Genomic DNA, 21,289 nt, shown 5'->3' on the forward strand with positions numbered 1-21,289 from the left:
ATGTGTTTTATCAAAAGCCCCAACGGTCAACTGACGGTTGGGGCTTTTTGTTTGTTCGTTAATAATAAAATTAGCGTTGCTTGAAAATTTGAAAACGGGTAAAAAGCGGGTTTTTGCCCAAGCGAAGTGTTTTGAATACCTTTTTTTCAGGTAGCGGATTGATGCCTTTTTGGAAGGAGAGAATAGGCATTTCGCTCCGGTTTTGAATAGCGGAAAGATTTTCTTTTTCCGTGTCGTTCCAAGCATAGGCTTCGGCCTTTAATCCCAAAAGATTTTTTAACCGAAAAGCGCTTTCCGTCAATTCAAAACAGGCTTCTTCGGCAGTTTGGTCGGCAGAGGGTTTACCGTTTAAGGGGAGCGTCCCGAAGGAAATCAGGCGGCTTGTTTGCAGGGTTTTTAATTGTTTGGCCGTAAGCATCTTTTGCCAAGGTTCGTCCTCGGGGGATTGCCAGGCATTATAAGTATCTACAAACGACGGAGAAAGAAATACCGATGCTTTAATTCGGCAGGTTTTTAAGAGGGGGAAAATATCCGTAAATACGGTCTGGTAGCCCCCGATAAAAGCAAGTAAAACCGGTTTCGGGGGGAGTTTGTGCCCTTCCTTTAGGTCGGCTAAAGAAACAAAGGAAAAACCTTTTTTGCAAAGCGTGTTGAGGGTTTTTTCGAGAGATTTAACAGATACCCACTCTTCTTTTAAGCGGGAATTTTCGGCAGGGGTTCCTATTTTTTCCACCACTAGTATCAATAAGGTAGGTTTGCCCTTGCGGAAAAACAAATACGCTAAGGTAGCCAGTCCAAACAAAAGCGTTAAAGACAATAAAATTATCAAAAGCGTTTGCGTTGCCATAAGAACCAAAGTTTAATATATTTGACGAAAGTGTAAAAAGTGGAACAAGTGGCCCAAATCAACCCGCGCACACCGTTCAAAAATCCAAGCCGCAACACATACCGACGCAAGAACTCAAACGGCATGCGCAAAATTAGCACCGCAAGGTTACATTTTTTTCCTTTTTTGAACATAGTTTCGGCAGCAAGGGAAGTATGCTTGTTGAACTTAACAAAATAGTCTTCCATGTCGGTATAGGAATGGTGGTTAAAAGTTTTCTTTAACTTTTTAACCTTCCCTTGCACGCAAAGGGTTTCGTGCACAAGTCCTCCGCGAAACTCGGCTTTTTCAGTGCGTACTAAGCGTAAGAGATACTCCTTGGCTATTCCGCTGTACTTCATGCGTTTGCCCAAAAAGAAATTGGCTCGGGGGAGTTTGTACCCGGCAACGGTTTCGTCTTGCACGGCTTGGCGGATTTCTTCTACCAGTTCGGGGGTCAGTGTTTCGTCGGCATCTAAAGAAAGGGCCCAAGGGCTGGATACCTTAGAGAGGGCAAAATTCTTTTTTTTGGTGTATCCTTCAAACTTACGGGTATAGATATTTGCGCCCAACTCGCGACAGATTTGCACCGTCTTGTCCGTAGAAAAAGAATCAACAACCACAATTTCGTTTACTAATTCTCTTGCGCTTAAAATACACTTGGCGATGTTGGCTTCTTCGTTATGGGTGATGATGAAAAGGGAAATCCGTTGCTTTTTCATAGAGGTATTTTATCATTTCGGTTCATAAAAACCAAAAAATTATATAAGCCGAAAATTCTTGAGTAATTCGCGCGCTTTTTCTTGGTCTTTTTTAAGTTGGGTCACCAATGCATCAAGGCCGTTAAATTTGCTTTCATTTCGTATTTTAGCCGCGAAGAAAACGGTTATTTTTCTGCCGTAGATGCTTTTCTTAAAATTAAAAATGTTTACTTCCACAAGCGGTAATTTGTTGTGAATAGGGTTTACCGTGGGACGAAAGCCGATATTACAAAACCCGTCGTAGATTTTTTTGCCTACCCGCACTTTTACGGCAAATACGCCCAGCGGAAGAATTTTGTAGATGCCCGTATCCAAATTGGCGGTGGGGAAACCCAGTTTGCGCCCCAGTTGGTGACCTTTGATAACGGTTCCCGTCAACTTATACGATTGGGCCAAAAGTTCGGTTGCTTGGGGAATATCCCCCAGGGCCAAGGTTTTGCGAATGAGGGAAGAGGATATTTTTTCGCCGTCTGCCAGGTAAAAATTGGCTACTTCGAAAGGGATATTTCTTTTGGCGCACTCTTCGCGCAAGAAGGCTAAACTTCCTTCCCGATCTTTGCCGAAGGCAAAGTCCAACCCGACGAGCAACCCGCCCATGCGGTATTTTTTTAGGAGGACTTCGTTAAAAAATTTTTCGGGAGACAAATTACGGCACGCTTCAAAATCAAGGGCCTGTGCGGGAACGCCCAACTCCCTAAAAAGTTTTTGTTTTTCTTGCGGGGTGGACAGCACCGTCATTTCCGGTTGGGTGCTTAACAGCGTTTTGGGCGGAAGGGGGAAGTAAAGCGCAAGAGGCTTCATTAAATGTTGGGCAGCCAGGGTTTCCAGCCTGTTAAATAAAAAACGGTGCCCGGCGTGCAAGCCGTCAAAAGTGCCGATGGTAATAAATTTATTTCCCTTTCTCATTAAATCACCGGTAATAAGCGGTTATATAAGGTTTCCGCTTCGCAATTTTTAAGTAAATTCCCGTCAAAGGCATCTTTCACTTCAAAAGAGCCGATTTGTTCGCGCGTTAAAACGGTCAAATGTCCTGCGGTTCCCAATTTTTCGGCCAACATATACCCGAGGGAGCGCACGTAAGTTCCGCAGGAACAACGAACCGTAAAAGAAATTTGGGAAGGGCTGTCGAGCTGTACGCGCAACCACTCTACCGTTACTTCGTTGTATTTCCGTTCCATTTCTGCTCCCTTGCGGGCGAGTTCGTACATACGGTTTCCGTTGATGCGCTTGGCACTGAAAAAGGGAATCGGTTGGCGGATTTTACCGCTGAGAGATTTAACGGCTTCTTCCAGTTGGGGTTGCGTAAGGGAGGGGACGGGCGCGGTGCGGATTACTTCTCCGTAAGCGTCCCAGGAATCGGTTTCTTCTCCCAAAGTTAAGGTGGCACTATATACTTTATCCAATTTTAGAAATTGGTCTTGCTTGCGCGTGGCTTCGCGCCCGATAAGCAAAATAAGCAGTCCCGTAGCCATGGGATCCAAGGTTCCGCTGTGGCCTATCTTTTTTGTTTTCATGACCCGTCGGCAAATGGCAATAATATCGTGCGAAGAAAAGTCCTTCGGTTTACGGATAAGCAAAATGCCGCTTTTAGCGGGTTCAGTGCAGGTTTTTGACAACATCATGTACCACTTTAGCCAGTTCATCGGCTACTTCGTCTAACGGCTTACCGACTACTTTGCACCCGGCAGCGCGGGCATGGCCGCCGCCACCGAAAGTTTGGGCGATTTTGCTGACATCTGCCGCCCCGCGGGAACGGAGATTGATAGAAACTTTATCTTCTTCTTCCTTGATAAGGGCCGACACTTCCACGCCCGGAATCATGGTGGGCTGGCTGACGATACCTTGCGTTTGGGCAGAAGTGGCACCGAAGGTTTCAAAATCGCGGCGGGTTAAAATAATTTGGCTGTATTTATTGTCAAAACGAAGTTCCATTTTTTCAAGCGCGCGACCCAAGAGTTTCAGTTCAATGTAGGACTTGGTAAAATAAATCACGCGGTTGATTTGGTCCACATCTGCCCCCAAGGCTACCAAAGCGGAAGCAACCCGCAGGGCTTCTGCCGTGGTATTGGAGTGAACAAAACGGCCCGTATCGGTTACAAGGCCTGTATAAAGGCAGGTGGCTTCGTCTTGGGTAGGAAGCAGGTTCTCCTCTCCGGAGGCTTCAAATAATTGGAAAATAATTTCTGCGGTAGAAGAGGCTTTGGAATCTATGTGGTTGACTGTTCCGTAAGCATCACTTACCAAGTGGTGATCCACATTGATGAGCGTTTTGGCCTTGGAAAGGACACTTTCCAAATCGCCGCCGCGTTGGCGGTCGGAACATTCCAGTAAAAGGACGGTATCAAAATCCGGATTTTCGGGAAGGATATCTACATGGATTTTTTCCAAACCCGGTAAGAATTTCAAATCGTTCCCTACTGCCGGGGCGGCATAAGCGTAAACGGTTTTTCCCAGGCGTTCCAAAAGAGAAGTCATCGCCAGCGTGCAACCCAAGGAATCACCGTCCGGGTTTAAGTGCCCGGCAATAAAAAATTTTTTTCCGGCGCGGAGGGCTTCCCACACGCGGGCTAAACTTTCTTCTCTATTTTTCATTTTCGTGTTCCTTTTCGATTACTTGAAAAATGGCTTCTACACGGGAGGCTTTTTCCGGTGTGTCGTCATATTCAAAACTAAAAGAAGGAATACGTTTTAAGTGCAGGCGTCCGCGTAATTGTGCACCGATTTCTTTGCGCAACAAAGACAAAGACTCTTGCGTTTTTTTGCGGTCTTCGGGGCTGCCGAACACGGAAAAATATACTTTAGCGTTGGCCAAATCCTTGCTGATGCGCACCGCGGTAATGGTAACGAACCCGCCAAAATCGCCATTGGCGGCCATTTTGGTGATGATGGTGTTGATTTCTTCCAAAAAAAGGGTTTCTAAGCGTTTGATTCTATCTATCATAATACTTATTATACCATTTTGGGAACGCTTGCCAGAAATTACTTGAAAAAAAATAAAAACTAAACTATATTATAAGGGTAGGACATTTCTTTATATTCATCAAAAGGAGATACACTTATGAACAAAGGGTTTACCCTCATCGAATTGCTGGTAGTGGTACTCATTATCGGTATCTTGTCTGCTACTGCTTTGCCGCAGTATACCAAAGCGGTAGAAAAATCCCGCGCGACCGAAGCCTTGACCTTGCTTGGTAACTTGTCTACTGCCGAACAAATCTACAAAATGAGCCAAGGTGTATACACCGGTGATTTGAGCGTGTTGGACTTGCAGTTGCCCGGCGTTAGCAGCACTGCCACTAACACCATTACCACAAAGAACTTCATCATTAAAATTGTTATTCCTGCCAGCACCACGGCTACTAACACTACCTTCTTGGCTACCGCTCAACGCGCCAACAACGGTACGGCTACCACCAGCGCGGACAACGAATACTCTATTAACTTGTCCATTGACTCTAATGGTACCATTCGCCGCCAATGCACGGCAGCCCCTGCTACCGCTGTATTGACTGCTGATGCCACCTCCGGTGCCCCTGCCATCTGCAAAAACATTGCTAACGGCAACGCCGGCGGTATGATTAAATAAGTTGTTTTTTCCTCTTATTTGCCCGGGAGAGTTTCTCCCGGGTTTTTTGTTTTATATTTTTCATTTCCAAAAAAGTCAAAAATTTATTAGAATAAAAAAAACTAAACTTTAGAGGAATTTTATGAATAAAGGGTTTACTTTGGTTGAACTGTTGGTAGTTGTTCTTATTATCGGTATTTTATCTGCGGTGGCTCTGCCTCAATATCAAAAAGCGGTAGAAAAATCTCGCATGACGGAGGCCCTTATCTTAGTGAAAAAGATTGTAGAAGCCCAAAAAATTTTTTATATGTCCAACGGACGCTATGCCTCTTTTGAGGAAATGGAAACCTTAGATTTGCAATTCCCTAAATCTTCTACGATCGCTTATAGCGGTCAGCACCGATACCGAACGAAAGATTTTGCCTATAGTTGCCAAGGTACCGGAGCAACGGAAATTGCGGTTGCCCAACGGGTAAACGGCAACGGCGGATTGGGTACAGAGTATTATTTTAGCGTGAACTCCGATAATATGGACAAAGTTATTTGCTACGCCTATCCTACCGCCAATAAAATTTCGGCGGCCTTGTGCCAAGAATTTCAAAATACCGGACTCCTCTAATTTTTGTTATCAAAAAAAATACCCCCGGGCTCTTAAACCCGGGGGTATTATGTTATATCTTTTATTTGCCGGCGGCTTTCAGCAAGTTTTCAACGGCTTCTGCCAGGTTCCAACGGACGGCATCTTTTTCCGAGCGTTTTTTGTATTCGCATTGACCGTCTTTTACGGTGCGGCTGCTGACTACCAAGCGGTGGGGCAGACCGATTAAGTCCATATCTTTGAATTTCACACCGGGGCGTTCATCGCGGTCATCTAGCAACACGGATAAGCCCGCGCCTTCCAATTTGGCGCAGATTTCGTCTGTGTGTTGTTTTACTTCGGGGTTGGAATCGTAATCAATGGCGACCAAAGCCACATCAAACGGAGCCATCGGCGCCGGCCAGATGATGCCGTTATCGTCATGAGATTGTTCGATAGCGGCGGCTACCACGCGGCTGATACCGATTCCGTAGCAACCCATAATCATAGGTTTGGAAGTTTGTTTTTCGTCCAAGAAGTTGGCTTCCATGGCGGCGGAGTACTTGGTTCCCAGTTTGAACACATGTCCCGCTTCAATGCCGCGCGTGAAAGAAAATTCGGCTCCGCAGCGGGCGCATTTATCGCCGGCGGAGGCCATTTTCAAGTCGGCATACAAATCTACTTTAATGTCGCGGCGGGGGGTAACATTGACGGTGTGGACGTCTTTTTCGTTTCCGCCGGCTACGCCGTTTACAATGTTTTTCACATAGTTATCGGCATAAATCATTACATTCGGGTTCTTTTCTTTTAAGCCTTGTGCGCCCGCAAACCCGACGAAGGAACCCGTTACTTGGGTATACACTTCTTCGCTGGCTTTTTCGAGCGTAGTGCATTTAAGAAGGGCTTTGAATTTAAATTCGTTTAATTCGTGGTCGCCGCGTACCAAAGCCACTACCGGTTTTTCGTCCGCCACAAACACGAGCAGTTTAATTAGTTTAGAGGTGGGAACATTTAACATTTTGGCCACATCTTCCACGGTGTAGGCTTTGGGGGTGGTGCGGTTTTCCATGGGCAGGAGGTCGGCCTCGTTAATAACTTCTTCCGCCGGGGCTTGAATTTCGGCCTTTTCCGTATTGGCGGCATAACCGCAGGCGGGGCAGTTGGCAATGGCATCTTCGCCCGTTTCGGCAAGTACCATAAATTCGTGCGAGAAATTACCGCCGATAGAACCCGTGTCGGCCTCTACCGCCTTAAATTCAAACCCACAGCGCGTAAAAATGCGTTGATAGGCATCGTACATTTTTTGGTACCACTCACTGGCAGATTCGTCCGTCGCGGCGAAAGAATAGGCGTCTTTCATGTAAAATTCGCGGGCACGCATTACGCCAAAGCGGGGGCGGATTTCATCGCGGAATTTGGTGCCGAACTGATAAAGACACACGGGAAGTTGCTTGTAAGAGGAAACATCTTTTTTCACTAAATCGGTGATGACTTCTTCGGCGGTAGGGGCGATGCAGAACTCGGCATCTTTGCGGTCGGCAAAGCGCAAAAGTTCTTTGCCGTAGAAAGTCCAACGGCCGCTTTGTTCCCACAGTTCTTTGGGTTGCACGACGGGTAACCACACTTCGCACGCACCGGCTTTATCCATTTCCTCGCGCACAATATTTTCTACTTTTTTAAGAACTTTAAGGCCGAGCGGCAGCCATTCATAAAGCCCGCTAGCCAGTTTGCGGATAAGCCCCGCGCGAATCATCAGTTTAGCGGAAAGGGTATCGGCATCTTTCGGTGCTTCTTTAAGGGTGGGAATATAGTAATTCGATAGTTTCATTTTTAGTTTTTCCTTATTTTTTCCAAGTGTTAATTTTATCAATTAAAAAATCTACCCATTTTTCTTGGGGGAGTTTGAACATGGTTTGGCCGTGTTCAAAGTAAAGACCTTCGCCTACGCCGCCGGCAATACCAAAATCAGCATCGCGTGCTTCGCCCGGGCCGTTTACCACACAACCCATCACGGCAATTTTAAGCCCGGTGGCTTTGGCAAGCAGGTCTTTGTCCGCGTAAATGCGTTCTTCCAAGGCGTGTACCGTACCCGTTACATCTACTTGTGTGCGGCCGCAGGTGGGACAGGAAATTAAATTCGGCCCGTATTCGCGTAAGCCCAAGGCTTTCAAAATTTCGTACGCGGTACGCACTTGCAGGCGCGGGTCTTCTGTCAGCGAAACGCGAATCGTGGCGCCGATTCCTTTTTGAAGAAGCGTTCCCAACGCAACAGAACTTTTTACCGCACCGCTTAAAAAACTGCCCGCTTCCGTTAAGCCGATATGGAGCGGAATATCGCTTTGCTTGGCAAAGAGTTCATTGGCCAGAACGGTGCGTTTGAAATTATCCGATTTTAAGGAAACCACTACATTTTTGAAATTTAATTGTTCCAAAATGTTGGCTTGTTCCAGGGCTTCATTTACCATTACTTCGGCCCATTTTTCGTCGGAAAGTTCCATGCGGCCCTGTACGCTTTTAAGGTATTTTACGCTACCTGCATTTACCCCGATGCGAATAGCAACCCCTTTATCCGCGGCGGCTTTTACCACTTCTTTGGTGTTTTCCACAGCGCCGATATTGCCGGGGTTGATGCGCACTTTATCTACGCCTTGTTTGATGGCTTCCAAAGCCAGTTTATAATCAAAATGGATATCGGCCACGAGGGGGGAAGAAATGCGTTTTTTAATTTCTCCAATGGTTTGGGCGGCTTGCATATCGGGCACGGCCACGCGGTTGATTTCGCAACCGGCGGCATCTAACAAATTGATTTGCGCCGCCGTTTTTTCGGCGTCGCGAGTGTCGGTATTACACATACTTTGCACGCGCACGGGGTGGCCGGTTCCCAAGGTGTAAGGGCCTACTTTTACTTCTCTAGTCTTGTACATTTGCTTTCTCCGCTTCGGCTGAAATTTCCGGGGCCGGGGTAGTTTCCACGGCGGCGGTTTTGGGTTTGAAGAAGATGCGTTTTATATCGGAATAAGACGCATAAATAACGAGCAAAATTAAAATATACATACCGATATTTACCGCAATATTAAGGGTTTTTTCGGTCGGCAATTTTTTGGTCAGCCCTTCCCATAAATAAACAAGTGCGTAGCCTCCGTCCAATATCGGGATAGGGAATAAATTGAACATACCCACGGCTACGGAAAGCAGGGCAATTAAAAACACAAAATCGAGCAAACTTCGGTGTACCGATTGGTGAATTACATTTACAATGCCAATCGGGCCGGCGAGTTCGGGGGCTTTCTTTTTGGTGAAACTTTCCGCCAAAGAGGAAAGGGACATTTTCGTCCAATAATAACATTGGTAGAACCCCAACCCTGCCGCTTCCCACCAAGCTACGGGGTTGTAAACGGCCTCTACCGTAATACCCAAGGTATTGGGATATTTGGGGTTGAAATCATCGTTTTTTACCGTAGCGGAAAGGGTTTCTTCTCCCCGTTTATAAGTAAGGGTTACATCTTTTTCTTGACGGGCGGCCAAGGTGTCGGTCAGGTCTTTCCAATGGGAAATTGCTTTTCCGTTTACGGATAAAATTAAGTCGCCGGGTTTCATATCCAGTTTTTCCACCGGGTAACCTTCGGCCACGGTTCCCACCACCGCCGGGATTTTGGTAACGTCCGTTTCCGGCATACCTTTGATGTAAATAAGCACGCCGAAAATAAGTGCCGCGAGCAAATAGTTAAACAAGGCGCCGTTTACCACCATGAAAAACTTGGAATACCAAGGTTTGGCGGCAAACTCGTAAGGTTTGGGGGCTTCCTCGGCACCTTCGGGGTGGAACATGGGGCCGGCCGGCTCCACAAACCCGCCAAACGGAATAAGGCGAATTTGATAATCCGTGTAGCCCACTTTTTTGTGCCACAAAATTTTACCGAAACCAAACGAAAATTCTTTTACGCGGATTCCGGTTAATCGGCAGGCAATGTAGTGCCCGAACTCGTGGATAATTACAATCGGGCTCAGTACGATGAGTACGGCAAGTACGGTTAAAAACATTTGTTTCTCCTAAATAATGGCTTGGGTATAGGTTTTGTCTGCCAAGGAAGCATTGGCCGCTTCGCGTGCCCAAGCATCTGCCTCTAAGGCTTGGTTAATGGTGGCTACTCCCGAGGTTTGCGGAGCGGCTTTTAACACCGTATAGATGAGTTTTTGAATATCGGTAAATTGGATTTTTTCTTTCAAAAATGCATCTACGGCCACTTCGTCCGCCGCGCTTAAAACGGCAGGTAAAATGCCACCCTTGCGGGCTGCGGAAAGGGCCAAGTCCAAGCACGGAAAGCGGGTTAAGTCCGGCTCGAAAAATTCCAGTTTAGCCGCTTCAAAAAGATTTAATTTTTTCACGGGGCCGGGCAAGCGTTGCGGGTAAGTGATTGCGTACTGAATTGGTACACGCATATCGGGTTCGCCCATTTGCGCCAAAATAGCCCCGTCGTGAAATTCCACAGCCGAGTGCACGATAGACTGCGGGTGAATCACAATTTGCACTTTTTCTTCGGGCAGGTTAAACAGGTTCATAATTTCGATGGCTTCAAACCCTTTGTTCATGAGGGTAGAGGAGTCAATCGTAATTTTTTTACCCATTTTCCAACGCGGGTGGTTAAGGGCTTCTTGCGGTGTAACGGTGGAAAGAGAGCCCTGGCGTTTGGCAAAAGGCCCGCCGGACGCGGTTAAAAATACTTTGGAAATTTGGTCTTCAATTTTGTGGTAGCCGTATTCATCGGCAATACCGCTTAAACATTGGAAAATGGCGGAAGGTTCGCTATCTACGGGGATAATGGCCGCTTCCCAGCGGTCGCACTCGGTCATAAGGGTTTTACCGGCCATCACCATGGGTTCTTTGTTGGCAAGGGCAATTACTTTGCCGGCTTTAATGGCCGCTACTAACGGCTGAAAGCCTACGGCACCTACTACCCCGCTGACTACCAAATCGGCCGTCGGTAAAGAAGCCATAAAGCAAAGACTGTCGATTTCCGGCGGCAAAAGGCGCGTTTCGGCGGGAATTTGATCTTTGATTTTTTCGTAACTTTCCGGATTTAATACCGCGGCAAAGCGCGGCTTAAAGGCATGGAGTTGTTTAAGAAAAAGTTCCGTGTTGTTGTTGGCGGAAAGCGCGAGGACTTTGTAGTCCGTACCTAGGCGGGCTACAACATCAAGCGCGGAAGTGCCGATAGAACCGGTGGAACCTAAAATGACTAAATTTTTCATAAAGTGTAAAGCACCACATAATAGAATAACGGCGCCAACAAGAGGTAGGAGTCGAAACGGTCTAAGAAACCGCCGTGCCCCGGCAGAAGATTGGAAGAATCTTTCACACCGCAAGAGCGTTTAAGCACCGATTCGGCCAAGTCGGATACTTGGCCTACTACCGCTACCAAAAGCCCCATCCAAATGGCTTCCTGTACGGAGAAAAGGGTGGAAAGAAACAAGTTACGCATCAGCACCGCACCGCCCACGGCCAGCAAAGTACCGCCGATGGCACCTTCCCATGTTTTTTTGGGGCTGACTTCTTTGTTTAATTTGTGTTTCCCAAAGAAGCGTCCGCTGAAGTAGGCCCCGGTATCGGACACCCACACCGTGATAATCATAAAAAGCGTTAAGTATTCGCCGTAGGTGGCAATATCCCGGATATTGATCATGTGTGCTAAAGCCCACGGAATCAGGAAGATACCGGTGAAAGTGTTGCACACGCGTTCCCACGAGCGTTTGGGGGTAAGAACTTCAAACAAAAGCACCCCGAAGATAACCACACTGATAGTGAAGGGATATAAGTTGTCCGGGAGTTCCAAACCCGGCATGGTAGCACGGCCCAAAATGGCGACAACGGCCATTAACAACCCAAACAGCATCAGGCTTACCAGATGCACGGGTTTTTTACCGGCGGTTAACGCTAGGCCGTATTCGTACAGGCAAAGCAAGATTACACAACCCACAAAAGTCATGTAAACGATACCGCCAAAATGGATGGCGGCGATAACAACGGGAATCCCAATCAGGGCAGTTAGTATTCTAGGTAATAGCATATCTTTATTTTACTATATTTCCGTACGCGCGTGCGCGACTAAAACGCCTAAAGGGAAACGGTGGGAAATTTAGCGTTTGGCTATGAGTGCTTTTATTTTGGGGGTATTGAGTTCCCAAAGTGCATTTTTGGCTACCCATTGAGCAGTTTTATTGTCCTCGTAGAGGTACAAAATTTCTTCCGCACAGGTAAGGGCATGGGGGGTAAGTTTCGAATTTTTTTTGCCGATATTGCGCAACGCCCAATTAACGGCTTTGTAAACCATGGGGCGCGGGTCGGCGGCATGATTTTTGACGAGGGGTAGAAATTTGATTAAATCTTCGTCAGTAGTTTTAGCGCGGGGTGATGCTAAAAAACAGAGAACGGCAAACCCGGCGCGGCGGGTGTATTCGTCTTCCTTTTTAATCCAACGTTCAGCCAATTTGGCGGGATTTTTTACTTTGGAAAATAAATTTTGGCAACACAAATCGCAGATATCCCAAGAGTTTAATTCTTTTACCCAAGCGTCCAATTTCTCGCGGGTCATTTGTTTGGGGTCTGCCACCATGGAGGCCAAGATGCGGGCTTCGTGTACACCGGTTTGCCAAAGGGCTTCGGCCAAGTCCTGATCCGGGCAGGGAATTGCTTTTAGTAACAGGCGCAGGGTGGTAACGGGTGTGCCGACGGCGTACTGGGTGTTGATGCCAAAACGCGCCTTCATCTGTTTTTTGAAGGAGGGGGAGGAATTTCTCTCTATGCGGGCCAATATCTCAGCCGCACGGGAACGGGTAACCGGATCCATTAGATTCCTCCGAATCGGCGGGTGCGGGTTTGATAGGCTGTCAGAGCTTTTTGGAATTCCGTTTCGTCAAAGTCCGGCCACAGGACAGGTGTAAAATAAAATTCACTATAGGCCGCTTGCCACAACAAAAAGTTGGAAAGGCGTTCTTCTCCTGAGGTGCGGATAATCAGTTCCGGGTCGGGTAATGCGGGTTGGTAAAGGTTTGCTTGGATATCGGCCGGAGTGATTTGGGTTTTCCCTTGCATAAGCAAACGGTTAACGGCGTGGGCAATTTCCTGCCGGGCCCCATAGTTGAGTGCCAGGTTAAGCGTCAAGCCCGTGTTATTGGAGGTGGAAGAAACGGCCTCGTCAATTTTAGCCAAAATAGCGGGCGGTAATTTTTCCCGTTCTCCGCTTACCCACAGGCGCACACGGTGTTTTTTGGCTTCTTGGGTATATTTATCCAGCGTCTGTTCCAAAAGTTTCATAAGGCCGTCTATTTCTTCCTGTGGACGGGCCCAATTCTCAGTGGAAAAAGCATATAAGGTTAAAAATTCCACCCCTGCTTTTTGGGCAGCCTGCAAGGTGCGTTCTACGGCTTTTGCTCCTGCGTTATGCCCGGCCAAACGCGGCAACAGGCGGTTTTTGGCCCAACGGCCGTTACCGTCCATAATAATTGCCACATGGCGGGGTGTAGTATTTTTACTTTGGTTAGACATATCTATATTTTATCTTTTTTAGTTAAAAAAATGAAAAGAGGTTGCACAAAAAAGAAAAACCCCCGAGGAATCGGGGGTTTTTTATTGCAAGCAAAAACTTAGATTTTCATAATTTCGGCTTCTTTGTTTTTAATGACTTGTTCAATTTGGGCAATGTGCGCGTCGGTGGCTTTTTGCACATCGGCTTCGTAGCGTTTCAAGTCATCTTCGGTAATTTCGCCGGCTTTTTGGGCTTTTTTGCATTTTTCCAATACATCGCGGCGTTCGTTGCGAACGGCCACTTTGAAATCTTCACTCATTTTGGAAATGTTTTTAGCCAGTTGTTTGCGGCGGTCTTCGGTCATGGAAGGCAAGGTGATGCGGATTACTTTACCGTCGTTAACCGGGCTGGCACCGAGATCGGCTTTTTGAAGGGCTTTGTCGATATCGTTTAAGGAGCTGATATCCCACGGCTGCACTTCCAAGGTTTTGGCATCTAAAATGTTAATCATCGCCATTTGTTTGATGGGGGTGGGGGTGCCATAGTAGTCTACACGGATATTTTCCAAGAGCCCTGCACTGGCACGGCCGGTGCGAATGGTAGCCAAGTCGCGTTCTAAGCGGGCTACATGTTCGCCCATTTGAGTTTTGGATTTGTTAAGCAAATTAGTGATGCCTTCCATAAAATAAAACCTCGTTTTTAATGTATTTTCTAAATTATAGCAATTCTATTTCGTGCTGTCATTTGTGGCACAAGAACCGTCAAAAATCTGGCAAAGGTCGGGCGCTGTATTTTGGATAGGGAGTTCGTAGAGAAAGGTTCCTTCCAAATAAATTTTATTTCCGTCTTTTGTCCAACTACCGGTTATTTCGCCCATGTCGTTTCCGTCGGGATATTGGATAAAAGTTCCTTGGGGAGAAAAGTAGAATTTGTTTAGGGTGCGCCCGCCCGTATTGGTTTGATACAGACGCGTTTGGTTTTCGTCCCACCAAATACGGCTGATGAGGTCTTTTTCGTATTCAAAATTGGCGGCGCGTTTCATCTGCCCGTAAGCGTAGTACCGTTCGGTCAGCGGGCGGTTTGTTTTGTCGTAAACGGTAACCGTTACGGATGAGCCCCACTTGTTGGTAAGATAGGCCACTTTACCTGTTTCGGTTTCTTGTTCCCCGTAATAAGGGTGTCCGTTTTCAAAGAACGAACAAAAAGCCTCTTGCGTTTTTTTGCAGAAAAGATTCGGGTGGGTGTTCTCCGGCAAGGGTAATTGCTCGCATGAAGTATCTTCCCATAAAGGAAGGGATACAGCGGGCGTTTGGATTGGGGCGTTTTCGGGCAAGGCAACCTCGGCCAAAACGGTTTCCGACTGTTGCATTTGGCAAGCAGTTAGGGAAAACAACACAAATAAAAAAATAAGTTTTTTCATAGGGATAGATTTTTTAGTATTTGACGACAAAATAAAAATGCCAAGCAAAAGCAGTGAAAAAAAGCCGCCCGCTAAAAAGAGCAGAAAGAAAAACTATTGGGTAACTTCCGTAGCAAGAAGGCGATATTTATTTTTTGCCAAACTTGTTTAGCGTTAGTTATTTAGCGGAAGAAATCTTATATTTCAACCTTAAAGCGGCAAAACTAACCATATATAATTGTGTAAAAACGGAAATCAGTTTTGTTCTTCTTTCAAATTCTATATCATAGATTTCGGTGCCGAGGGTAAAACAAACTAGCACCAAAAAAAACGAAATGCCCAGGGTGATGGGAAAGTTTTTTCGTACCCAATTCGCGGGAAAGCACGCGTGTATCAAGAAGAGTCCTACCCCTATCAAAAATAATACTGTATTTTGCGAAGGCGTAAGACACGCAAAAAATGCCACCACATATCCGGCACAAAATAAACTCGTAGCATACAATAAAAATTTATTAATAGTAACCACGTGAGAAGGGTTTTGTTCGGCGTTTACGGAAGGCTGTGCGTATTTATCGTGCAAATACATACCCGACGGGGGAATAGGGAAACCGTCCGGCCCTTGCTCGTGGGTAGAATCTTGCTTAGAATGATTCAATAGTTTATCCATTTTAGGGCGTGATTTTTTCGGTTTTTTGAAATAATGATAAATAAAATACACCGTGGCAATTGCAAGCCAAAGCCCTACCCATAACGAAGTAGTGGCACTTATATTGTTCATATTAATAAATGACAGTACCTACTTCTTCCCCGCAGAGGGCTTTTTGAATATTCCCTTTTTTGTGCAAGTTGAATACCTGTACGGGTACTTTATTTTCCAAACACAGGGCCAAGGCGGCGGTATCCATAAATTGGAGTTGTTTGGAAATGGCTTCCGCATAGGTAATGCGGCTGATGAGTTTGGCATCGGGGTTTTTGCGCGGGTCGCTGTCGTACACGCCGTCCACTTGCGTGGCTTTTAACAGGACATCTGCATTGATTTCCGAGGCACGCAACGCGGCGGCACTATCGGTTGTAAAGAAGGGGTTTCCCGTACCGCCCGCAAAAATAACAATGCGTCCTTTTTCCAAATGGCGCAAGGCCTTGCGGCGCACAAAGGGTTCGGCCAGTTGATAAATGTTGATAGAGGTAAGCACGCGGGTAGGTACGCCGGCTTCTTCAATGGCAGATTGCAAGGCTATTGCATTGATGACAGTGGCAAGCATACCCATACTGTCCGAGTTTACCCGGTCGATTACCCCGCCGCCGTCGCGCACGCCGCGCCACACATTTCCGCCGCCGATAACAATGGTTAACTCACAGCAGCTTTTTTTGTAAGCGTCTGCAATTTCTTCGGCGATTTCTTTAAGGGCTTGAGGGTTGATTCCGCGTTGGCCTTCGTTAATCAAGGCTTCTCCGGAAAGTTTTAATAATACTCTTTTCTTTTTAGGTTGCAGGCAGGTGGCAGGCATGGGTAATCTCCTTCTTTAGCAAAAGTATATTTAAGTTATTTTACCACAAAACGAGTGGCTTTTTCTTCTGCTTGCGCGGTGGCACACAGGCACAAAAAAAAGCCCCTCTTGTGAGGGGCTCTAAAACTAGAAGCGAACGAAGCGTACAACTTTGAGTTCACAACCGAGTTTTTTAGATTCTTCGGCCAAATAATCGGCAACGGTAACTTTGTTGTCTTTAATGGTGCCTTGTTCCAACAGGCAGTTTTCTTTGGCGAATTTTTTAACTTTACCGGGCAACATTTTTTCAATGGCGGCTTCCGGTTTGCCTTCGTTCAAAGCCTGGGTTTTGTAGATATCCAATTCTTTGTCGATTACTTCTTGCGGAATATCTTCGGCTTTGATCCAGCTGCTTTGCATACCTACGGTGTGCATGGCAAGCCCGCGGGCAATTTCTTTTACGGCTTCCAAGTCGGAGGCGCCGGAAGCGGCGAGTTCCAACAAAGAGGCTTTTTTATTGTCGGAGTGAACATAGTACGCCATCACAGAACCTTCGGCCGGGGCCCAGTTGTAGGCCCCTTTGAAGGTGGTATTTTCCCCGAATTTGGGGGCTTTTTCCGTGATTTGGCCTTTGATGAATTCGTCTTCATTGTAGTTTACGCCGGGGTGTTCCAATACATATTGGGCCAAGTCTTCGGCGAGTTGAATGAAGGCATCGGTTTTGGCTACGAAGTCGGTTTCGCAACCCAAGTAGGCCATGGCATAGTTTTTACCGTCGGTTTTTACGCTGACGCGGCCTTCTTTGGTGGCGCGGTCGGAGCGTTTAGCCATATCGGCCAAACCTTTTTTGCGTAAGAACACGATGGCTTGTTCCATATCGTTGTTGTTTTCCATCAGGGCTTTTTTGCAGTCCATCAAACCAGCCCCGGTTTTTTCTCTTAAAACTTTAATATCTTCGGCTAAAGACATTTGTTTCTCCTATTTAAGTGAAGGTAAAACTGGCGGGAAGTCCCCGTTTTAAGGCGGGAACCTCCCCTGAAGCAAATTTATTTGGCTTCTTCGGCTTTTTCTTCCGTAACTTCTTCGGCTTTTTCAGCTTTGGCTTTTACGGTTTTTTTGGTTTTGGTAGCCGTGGTTTTTTTGGTAGTGGTTCTTTTTTTAGCGGCCGGTTTTTTGGCGGGTTTTTCTTCCGCTTTTACTTCTTCGGCTACTACTTCTTCTTTTACTTCTTCTACCACTACTTCTTCTTTAGCAGGTTCTTCCGCTTTCACTTCTTCCGCTTTTACTTCTTCGGCGGCAACTTCTTCTTTGGCTTCTTCGGCTTTTTCAGCGGCCAACATGGCAGTTTCAAAAGCTTGGGCCATTACCGGGTTGTCGGCGGGAGCGGCTTCGGCGGTTTTTACGGCTTCCAATTCGGCTTTACCTTCCAAAATGGAATCGGCGATAGCGGCGCAGAAAAGTTTAATGGAGCGCGCGGCGTCGTCGTTACCGGGAACCGGAACGCTAATCATATCGGGGTCGGCATTGGTATCGCACACGGCTACTACCGGGATTCCGAGCGCGTAAGATTCGCGCACAGCACCGGCGGTATCAACCGGGTCGATTACAAAAACCACATCGGGCAATACTTTCATATCGCGGATGCCACCCAATAATTTTTGCAAGCGCAACATTTCTTTACCGAGTCTGCTGGCTTCTTTTTTGGAGATGGCTTTGAACACGCCGGAGGCTTCCCATTTTTCCAATTCGTTAAGTCTTTCGACAGATTTTTTTACGGTTTGGAAGTTGGTAAGCGTACCGCCCAACCATTTTTCATGGATGCAGTAGGCACCGCAGCGGGCGGCTTCTGCTTGGATGGCTTCTTGGGCTTGTTTTTTGGTACCGACGAACAAAAATTTGGAACCTTTTTTGCTTTCTTCTTTAATAAAAGCGCAGGCTTTTTTAAGTTCTTTGGCGGTTTTTTGTAAGTCTAAGATATGGACGCCGTTTCTTTCACCGAAGATAAAGCGACCCATTTTGGGGTTCCAGCGGGAAGTTTGGTGACCGAAGTGCACGCCGGCTTCCAGCATGGCTTTCATAGATACATTGCTCATTTTTATTCTCCTGTGGCCGCCGCCTAAATTTGGGTAGAGGTTACCCGGGTGGCTTTGGCCGTTGGTGTCGTCGGGACAGGCTTGGATTTACGAACTTTTTTCGCTCTCCCGCTCAATTTACACCTGATATATTATACCATAAATAAAAAAACCGCGCACCTAGTGGTACGCGGTTCATGTGTTTCTAAATAAATTAGAAGCGGCCGTTTACAAGTACCATTACCGGGAACCAACCGTTTTTGGCAATGTTTACCAAACCGATTTGCAACCCGTGAATGTTTTTTACATTGTTCACGAAACCCAACTGTACACCGGTCAAACTTTCGGCTTGGTTATAGAAACCGAGTTGGGCGCCTTTCAAATATCCTTCGGATAAGTTGATAGCGGCCAATTGCGCACCGGTCAATTTGTTGGAGCGGGAAAGAAGAGCACTTTGTACCCCTTTCACTTCGCCGGCCTTACCGTACACATAGTCCAACTGAACACCGGCCAGGTAATCAGTATCCGAACCGATACCGAGTTCCAACCCGGTAATGTGTTGGGTGTTCGCCGGAGCGGCGATAGCCAATCTTTTACCCCACAAAGAGAGTTTTACAATACCGCTTTCAGCAAAAGCCGGCGCGGCGCAGAGCACAAAGGCTAATAACACTGCTAGTTTTTTCATGTATATTTCTCCTTTTATTTACTTCTATACCTACTAAAAGCGTCCGTTCACAAAAACCATGGCCGGGAACCAACCGTTTTCGGCAATGTTGATTAAACCGATTTGCAATCCTTCAATCGTACGGGCATAGTTGACAAAACCTAATTGGGCCCCATGGATAAATTCGGCTTTGTTAAAGAAACCCCATTGAACACCCGTGCCGCTGTTTTCCACCATGTTGACAACACCCAACTGGGCTCCTGTCAGTTTTTCGGTTTTGGTAAGCAGGGCCGCTTGGGCACCGTAAGTTTCACCAACCATGCTAACAATCCAAGCCGAGCTGAGACCTTTGAGTTCGTATTGCGTTTGCGCGATTAACAAATCTAACTGAACACCGGTAACGGTAGCCGTGTTGGACATAATACCAAAATCTACGCCTGTTACATCTTGCGTGTTTGCGGGAGTGGCTAAAGCCAAATGATCCCACAACGAAAGCTTAAAAACAGCCGTTTCGGCCGCAGCCGGAAGCGTTGCCAAAAACAAGACTACAACTGCGAGTAATTTTTTCATTTCTTACAATTCCTCCAAAATAGTTTAAGTTTATGCTTTATTTTAGCAATTTTCCGCAAGATTAGGGGAATAAAAAAAGAAATAAAAATTGCTAGAATAAAAACAGAGGTAATTTATGAAAATCAACTTGGTTTCTTTTAATCCGCTTTCTGCGGATATAAGCGGCAACGGCCGCAAAATAGTAGAACTTTTGCGTGCCCCGGCCCCGCAGGCAGATTTGTTTGTGTTCCCGGAAGCGGCCTTGTGCGGTTGCCCTCTGTTTGATTTGTTTGATGATAAATGTCTTCAAACGCAGAACGCTGTTACCTTGAAAGAAATTGCCAAGGAAATCAAAAATACTCCATGCGTGCTGGGATATCTGGAAAAAGATGGAAAAGCCCATACCACCGCTGCCGCTTATATATATAAAGGAAAAATTACCAAGATTTTTGATTCGGAACTTATTTCCTTAAACGGGAAAAATATTCAAATTACCCTGACCGACCCGCAAGACTTTCAGCCCGACCCGGACGCCGACACAGTCCTTTTCCTGCTTGCCCGCCCTTATATAAAAGGAAACATTACCACGCGCTTAGATGCCCTTAAAAAATTTGCCAAAAAGTATGCGGTGCCTTCCTGCCTGTGTAATTTGTTAGGCGGCGGGGACGGAATGATTTTTGACGGGCTTACTGCTGTAGCAGATAAGAAAGGTACACTTGTTTTGTTGGGGGAACTGTTCCGCGAACAGGTGTTGACTTTTGATACGGACGGAAAATATACGCCTATTATCTACAAAAAAGAGGAGAAGGGGGAACTTCTTTCCGCGTTGACTTTCGGTGTGCAAGATTATGCCCATAAAAGCGGTTTTGATAAAGTGGTGTTTGGGTTAAGCGGCGGGATTGATTCCGCCGTTACGGCTGTGTTGGCGGCCCGTGCTTTGGGCGGGGAAAGTGTGCACTGTGTTTCTTTGCCTTCTTTCTGCACAAGCGATTTGAGCAAAACCCTGGCCGGACAATTAGCCCTCAATTTAGGTGTTAATTTAGAAGAAGTCGGGGTAAACCCTGTTCTTGAAAAAACGAACGAGGTGTTTGAACATATTGTTTCCAAACCCAAAGAAGTAACCCAGCAGGAATTGCAATCCCGCCTGCGTACGGCCGTTCTCGGGGCGTTGGCCGCCGAATATAATGCCATGCTTATTTCCACGGACGACAAAAGCGAAAATGCCGTGGGCTCCATGGTGCTTTACGGTGATTCGGGCGGAAATTTACAACCGCTCGGCGATTTGTATAAAACCGAAATTTATGAATTGGCGGAATATATAAATAGGGAAGAAGAAATTATCCCCCAGGGTATTATTGATCGTGCGCCCACTTCGGAATTATCGCCCAACCAAAAAGATGAAGACACCCTTCCGCCCTACTCCGTGTTGGATAAAATTTTGCGTGCTTACTTGGAAGATAATTTAACGGCGGAAGAAATTACAAAAAAATTTCGCGTCAAACCAGGCATGGTAACGGATATATTAACCCGCGTAAACCAAGCGGACTTAAAACGCCGCCAGACCTCGCCCGTGTTGCAAGTTACCGTGCGCCCTTTTTCGGCGGTACTTCGTCCCATTATTAAAAAAATTAACCTATGAAAAAAACACTTTTGTTCCTGTTTTTAATAAATGTTTTTTTACCGGTTGTTGCGGCCGATACCTTATTTTTAGGCCCGCGAAATATGCGCGTAAGCGAGGACGGGGAATTTTCCTGGATAGATGTTACCCCGGAACCGGAAGCCTTTGATAATTTGTGGGCTTACCGGTTATTCCCTGCAGAAAAATTC

At 46.5% G+C, this 21,289-nt stretch carries 24 protein-coding genes and 1 pseudogene; 4 read left to right on the forward strand and 21 right to left on the reverse strand.

Annotation, left to right across the window (positions count from 1 at the left end; all coding sequences use genetic code 11):
* Positions 1-70: 70 nt before the first annotated feature.
* The 6 genes from E7027_06390 to rbfA are packed head-to-tail and all read right to left on the reverse strand — an operon-like array spanning position 71 to position 4,567.
* Complete coding sequence (locus tag E7027_06390) at positions 71-847, reverse strand: hypothetical protein (protein ID MBE6421732.1); 777 nt, start codon at positions 845-847, stop codon at positions 71-73.
* Positions 826-1,587 carry a glycosyltransferase family 2 protein gene (locus E7027_06395; protein ID MBE6421733.1) on the reverse strand — a complete coding sequence of 254 codons (762 nt, stop codon included), beginning with the start codon at positions 1,585-1,587 and terminating at the stop codon, positions 826-828. The genes E7027_06390 and E7027_06395 overlap by 22 nt, the downstream gene beginning before the upstream one ends.
* A gap of 39 nt (positions 1,588-1,626) precedes the next feature.
* Positions 1,627-2,532 (reverse strand): riboflavin biosynthesis protein RibF, encoded by a 906-nt coding sequence (gene ribF, locus E7027_06400; protein MBE6421734.1) that lies wholly within the window; start codon positions 2,530-2,532, stop codon positions 1,627-1,629.
* A complete protein-coding gene (truB, locus tag E7027_06405) occupies positions 2,532-3,269 on the reverse strand; it encodes a tRNA pseudouridine(55) synthase TruB (GenBank protein MBE6421735.1) in 738 nt (245 codons plus the stop codon). Before truB ends, ribF begins: the two co-directional genes overlap by 1 nt.
* Complete coding sequence (locus tag E7027_06410) at positions 3,223-4,218, reverse strand: bifunctional oligoribonuclease/PAP phosphatase NrnA (protein ID MBE6421736.1); 996 nt, start codon at positions 4,216-4,218, stop codon at positions 3,223-3,225. The genes truB and E7027_06410 overlap by 47 nt, the downstream gene beginning before the upstream one ends.
* On the reverse strand, positions 4,208-4,567 hold the full coding sequence (gene rbfA / locus E7027_06415) for a 30S ribosome-binding factor RbfA (protein ID MBE6421737.1): 360 nt from the start codon (positions 4,565-4,567) through the stop codon (positions 4,208-4,210). Before rbfA ends, E7027_06410 begins: the two co-directional genes overlap by 11 nt.
* A 117-nt stretch (positions 4,568-4,684) precedes the next feature.
* On the opposite strand from rbfA, the pseudogene E7027_06420 reads away from it, so the two are divergent.
* A pseudogene (locus E7027_06420) lies at positions 4,685-4,813 on the forward strand (prepilin-type N-terminal cleavage/methylation domain-containing protein).
* Between the two features lie 520 nt (positions 4,814-5,333).
* Positions 5,334-5,810, forward strand: a complete 477-nt coding sequence (locus E7027_06425; protein ID MBE6421738.1) for a prepilin-type N-terminal cleavage/methylation domain-containing protein — start codon at positions 5,334-5,336, stop codon at positions 5,808-5,810.
* A 61-nt stretch (positions 5,811-5,871) separates the two neighbouring features.
* Here E7027_06425 and E7027_06430 read toward each other — a convergent pair whose 3' ends face one another.
* From E7027_06430 to E7027_06500, 15 genes are all read right to left on the reverse strand, one after another.
* The gene (locus E7027_06430) at positions 5,872-7,596 is read right to left on the reverse strand and encodes a proline--tRNA ligase (GenBank protein MBE6421739.1); all 1,725 of its coding nucleotides are present in this window, start codon (positions 7,594-7,596) and stop codon (positions 5,872-5,874) included.
* Positions 7,597-7,609: 13 nt separating this feature from the next.
* The gene (gene ispG / locus E7027_06435; GenBank protein MBE6421740.1) at positions 7,610-8,692 is read right to left on the reverse strand and encodes a flavodoxin-dependent (E)-4-hydroxy-3-methylbut-2-enyl-diphosphate synthase; all 1,083 of its coding nucleotides are present in this window, start codon (positions 8,690-8,692) and stop codon (positions 7,610-7,612) included.
* Positions 8,679-9,809: a site-2 protease family protein gene (locus E7027_06440; protein MBE6421741.1), complete on the reverse strand. Its 1,131-nt coding sequence runs from the start codon at positions 9,807-9,809 to the stop codon at positions 8,679-8,681. Before E7027_06440 ends, ispG begins: the two co-directional genes overlap by 14 nt.
* A 9-nt stretch (positions 9,810-9,818) precedes the next feature.
* Complete coding sequence (locus tag E7027_06445) at positions 9,819-11,018, reverse strand: 1-deoxy-D-xylulose-5-phosphate reductoisomerase (GenBank protein ID MBE6421742.1); 1,200 nt, start codon at positions 11,016-11,018, stop codon at positions 9,819-9,821.
* A complete protein-coding gene (locus E7027_06450; protein ID MBE6421743.1) occupies positions 11,015-11,833 on the reverse strand; it encodes a phosphatidate cytidylyltransferase in 819 nt (272 codons plus the stop codon). The genes E7027_06445 and E7027_06450 overlap by 4 nt, the downstream gene beginning before the upstream one ends.
* A 69-nt stretch (positions 11,834-11,902) precedes the next feature.
* A complete protein-coding gene (locus E7027_06455; GenBank protein MBE6421744.1) occupies positions 11,903-12,613 on the reverse strand; it encodes a DNA alkylation repair protein in 711 nt (236 codons plus the stop codon).
* Positions 12,613-13,311 carry an isoprenyl transferase gene (locus E7027_06460; protein MBE6421745.1) on the reverse strand — a complete coding sequence of 233 codons (699 nt, stop codon included), beginning with the start codon at positions 13,309-13,311 and terminating at the stop codon, positions 12,613-12,615. The genes E7027_06455 and E7027_06460 overlap by 1 nt, the downstream gene beginning before the upstream one ends.
* 98 nt (positions 13,312-13,409) lie before the next feature.
* Positions 13,410-13,973 (reverse strand): ribosome recycling factor, encoded by a 564-nt coding sequence (locus E7027_06465; GenBank protein MBE6421746.1) that lies wholly within the window; start codon positions 13,971-13,973, stop codon positions 13,410-13,412.
* Positions 13,974-14,018: 45 nt separating this feature from the next.
* Positions 14,019-14,711, reverse strand: a complete 693-nt coding sequence (locus E7027_06470; GenBank protein MBE6421747.1) for a hypothetical protein — start codon at positions 14,709-14,711, stop codon at positions 14,019-14,021.
* A 157-nt stretch (positions 14,712-14,868) separates the two neighbouring features.
* A complete protein-coding gene (locus tag E7027_06475) occupies positions 14,869-15,468 on the reverse strand; it encodes a hypothetical protein (GenBank protein MBE6421748.1) in 600 nt (199 codons plus the stop codon).
* Between the two features lies 1 nt (position 15,469).
* Positions 15,470-16,198 (reverse strand): UMP kinase, encoded by a 729-nt coding sequence (locus tag E7027_06480; GenBank protein MBE6421749.1) that lies wholly within the window; start codon positions 16,196-16,198, stop codon positions 15,470-15,472.
* 126 nt (positions 16,199-16,324) lie between these two features.
* Positions 16,325-17,146, reverse strand: coding sequence for a translation elongation factor Ts (gene tsf, locus E7027_06485; GenBank protein MBE6421750.1), 822 nt, complete (start codon positions 17,144-17,146; stop codon positions 16,325-16,327).
* A 77-nt stretch (positions 17,147-17,223) separates the two neighbouring features.
* The gene (rpsB, locus tag E7027_06490) at positions 17,224-18,270 is read right to left on the reverse strand and encodes a 30S ribosomal protein S2 (GenBank protein ID MBE6421751.1); all 1,047 of its coding nucleotides are present in this window, start codon (positions 18,268-18,270) and stop codon (positions 17,224-17,226) included.
* A gap of 193 nt (positions 18,271-18,463) precedes the next feature.
* Positions 18,464-18,934, reverse strand: a complete 471-nt coding sequence (locus E7027_06495; GenBank protein ID MBE6421752.1) for a hypothetical protein — start codon at positions 18,932-18,934, stop codon at positions 18,464-18,466.
* A 33-nt stretch (positions 18,935-18,967) separates the two neighbouring features.
* Complete coding sequence (locus tag E7027_06500; GenBank protein MBE6421753.1) at positions 18,968-19,483, reverse strand: hypothetical protein; 516 nt, start codon at positions 19,481-19,483, stop codon at positions 18,968-18,970.
* Positions 19,484-19,598: 115 nt separating this feature from the next.
* On the opposite strand from E7027_06500, the gene nadE reads away from it, so the two are divergent.
* Positions 19,599-21,101, forward strand: a complete 1,503-nt coding sequence (gene nadE, locus E7027_06505; protein ID MBE6421754.1) for an NAD(+) synthase — start codon at positions 19,599-19,601, stop codon at positions 21,099-21,101.
* A partial coding sequence (locus tag E7027_06510; GenBank protein MBE6421755.1) for a hypothetical protein occupies positions 21,098-21,289 on the forward strand: 192 nt, incomplete at its 3' end. The genes nadE and E7027_06510, both read left to right, overlap by 4 nt.

The sequence above is a fragment of the Elusimicrobium sp. genome (assembly GCA_015062115.1).
In the GTDB taxonomy this organism is placed as follows: Bacteria; Elusimicrobiota; Elusimicrobia; order Elusimicrobiales; family Elusimicrobiaceae; genus Avelusimicrobium.

What these genes read in the sequence shown, in the direction of transcription:
- E7027_06390 (MBE6421732.1), bottom strand. Translation starts at nt 847, where the DNA reads ATGGCAACGCAAACGCTTTTGATAATTTTATTGTCTTTAACGCTTTTG.
- E7027_06395 (MBE6421733.1), bottom strand. Translation starts at nt 1,587, where the DNA reads ATGAAAAAGCAACGGATTTCCCTTTTCATCATCACCCATAACGAAGAA.
- ribF (MBE6421734.1), bottom strand. Translation starts at nt 2,532, where the DNA reads ATGAGAAAGGGAAATAAATTTATTACCATCGGCACTTTTGACGGCTTG.
- truB (MBE6421735.1), bottom strand. Translation starts at nt 3,269, where the DNA reads ATGAACTGGCTAAAGTGGTACATGATGTTGTCAAAAACCTGCACTGAA.
- E7027_06410 (MBE6421736.1), bottom strand. Translation starts at nt 4,218, where the DNA reads ATGAAAAATAGAGAAGAAAGTTTAGCCCGCGTGTGGGAAGCCCTCCGC.
- rbfA (MBE6421737.1), bottom strand. Translation starts at nt 4,567, where the DNA reads ATGATAGATAGAATCAAACGCTTAGAAACCCTTTTTTTGGAAGAAATC.
- E7027_06425 (MBE6421738.1), top strand. Translation starts at nt 5,334, where the DNA reads ATGAATAAAGGGTTTACTTTGGTTGAACTGTTGGTAGTTGTTCTTATT.
- E7027_06430 (MBE6421739.1), bottom strand. Translation starts at nt 7,596, where the DNA reads ATGAAACTATCGAATTACTATATTCCCACCCTTAAAGAAGCACCGAAA.
- ispG (MBE6421740.1), bottom strand. Translation starts at nt 8,692, where the DNA reads ATGTACAAGACTAGAGAAGTAAAAGTAGGCCCTTACACCTTGGGAACC.
- E7027_06440 (MBE6421741.1), bottom strand. Translation starts at nt 9,809, where the DNA reads ATGTTTTTAACCGTACTTGCCGTACTCATCGTACTGAGCCCGATTGTA.
- E7027_06445 (MBE6421742.1), bottom strand. Translation starts at nt 11,018, where the DNA reads ATGAAAAATTTAGTCATTTTAGGTTCCACCGGTTCTATCGGCACTTCC.
- E7027_06450 (MBE6421743.1), bottom strand. Translation starts at nt 11,833, where the DNA reads ATGCTATTACCTAGAATACTAACTGCCCTGATTGGGATTCCCGTTGTT.
- E7027_06455 (MBE6421744.1), bottom strand. Translation starts at nt 12,613, where the DNA reads ATGGATCCGGTTACCCGTTCCCGTGCGGCTGAGATATTGGCCCGCATA.
- E7027_06460 (MBE6421745.1), bottom strand. Translation starts at nt 13,311, where the DNA reads ATGTCTAACCAAAGTAAAAATACTACACCCCGCCATGTGGCAATTATT.
- E7027_06465 (MBE6421746.1), bottom strand. Translation starts at nt 13,973, where the DNA reads ATGGAAGGCATCACTAATTTGCTTAACAAATCCAAAACTCAAATGGGC.
- E7027_06470 (MBE6421747.1), bottom strand. Translation starts at nt 14,711, where the DNA reads ATGAAAAAACTTATTTTTTTATTTGTGTTGTTTTCCCTAACTGCTTGC.
- E7027_06475 (MBE6421748.1), bottom strand. Translation starts at nt 15,468, where the DNA reads ATGAACAATATAAGTGCCACTACTTCGTTATGGGTAGGGCTTTGGCTT.
- E7027_06480 (MBE6421749.1), bottom strand. Translation starts at nt 16,198, where the DNA reads ATGCCTGCCACCTGCCTGCAACCTAAAAAGAAAAGAGTATTATTAAAA.
- tsf (MBE6421750.1), bottom strand. Translation starts at nt 17,146, where the DNA reads ATGTCTTTAGCCGAAGATATTAAAGTTTTAAGAGAAAAAACCGGGGCT.
- rpsB (MBE6421751.1), bottom strand. Translation starts at nt 18,270, where the DNA reads ATGAGCAATGTATCTATGAAAGCCATGCTGGAAGCCGGCGTGCACTTC.
- E7027_06495 (MBE6421752.1), bottom strand. Translation starts at nt 18,934, where the DNA reads ATGAAAAAACTAGCAGTGTTATTAGCCTTTGTGCTCTGCGCCGCGCCG.
- E7027_06500 (MBE6421753.1), bottom strand. Translation starts at nt 19,483, where the DNA reads ATGAAAAAATTACTCGCAGTTGTAGTCTTGTTTTTGGCAACGCTTCCG.
- nadE (MBE6421754.1), top strand. Translation starts at nt 19,599, where the DNA reads ATGAAAATCAACTTGGTTTCTTTTAATCCGCTTTCTGCGGATATAAGC.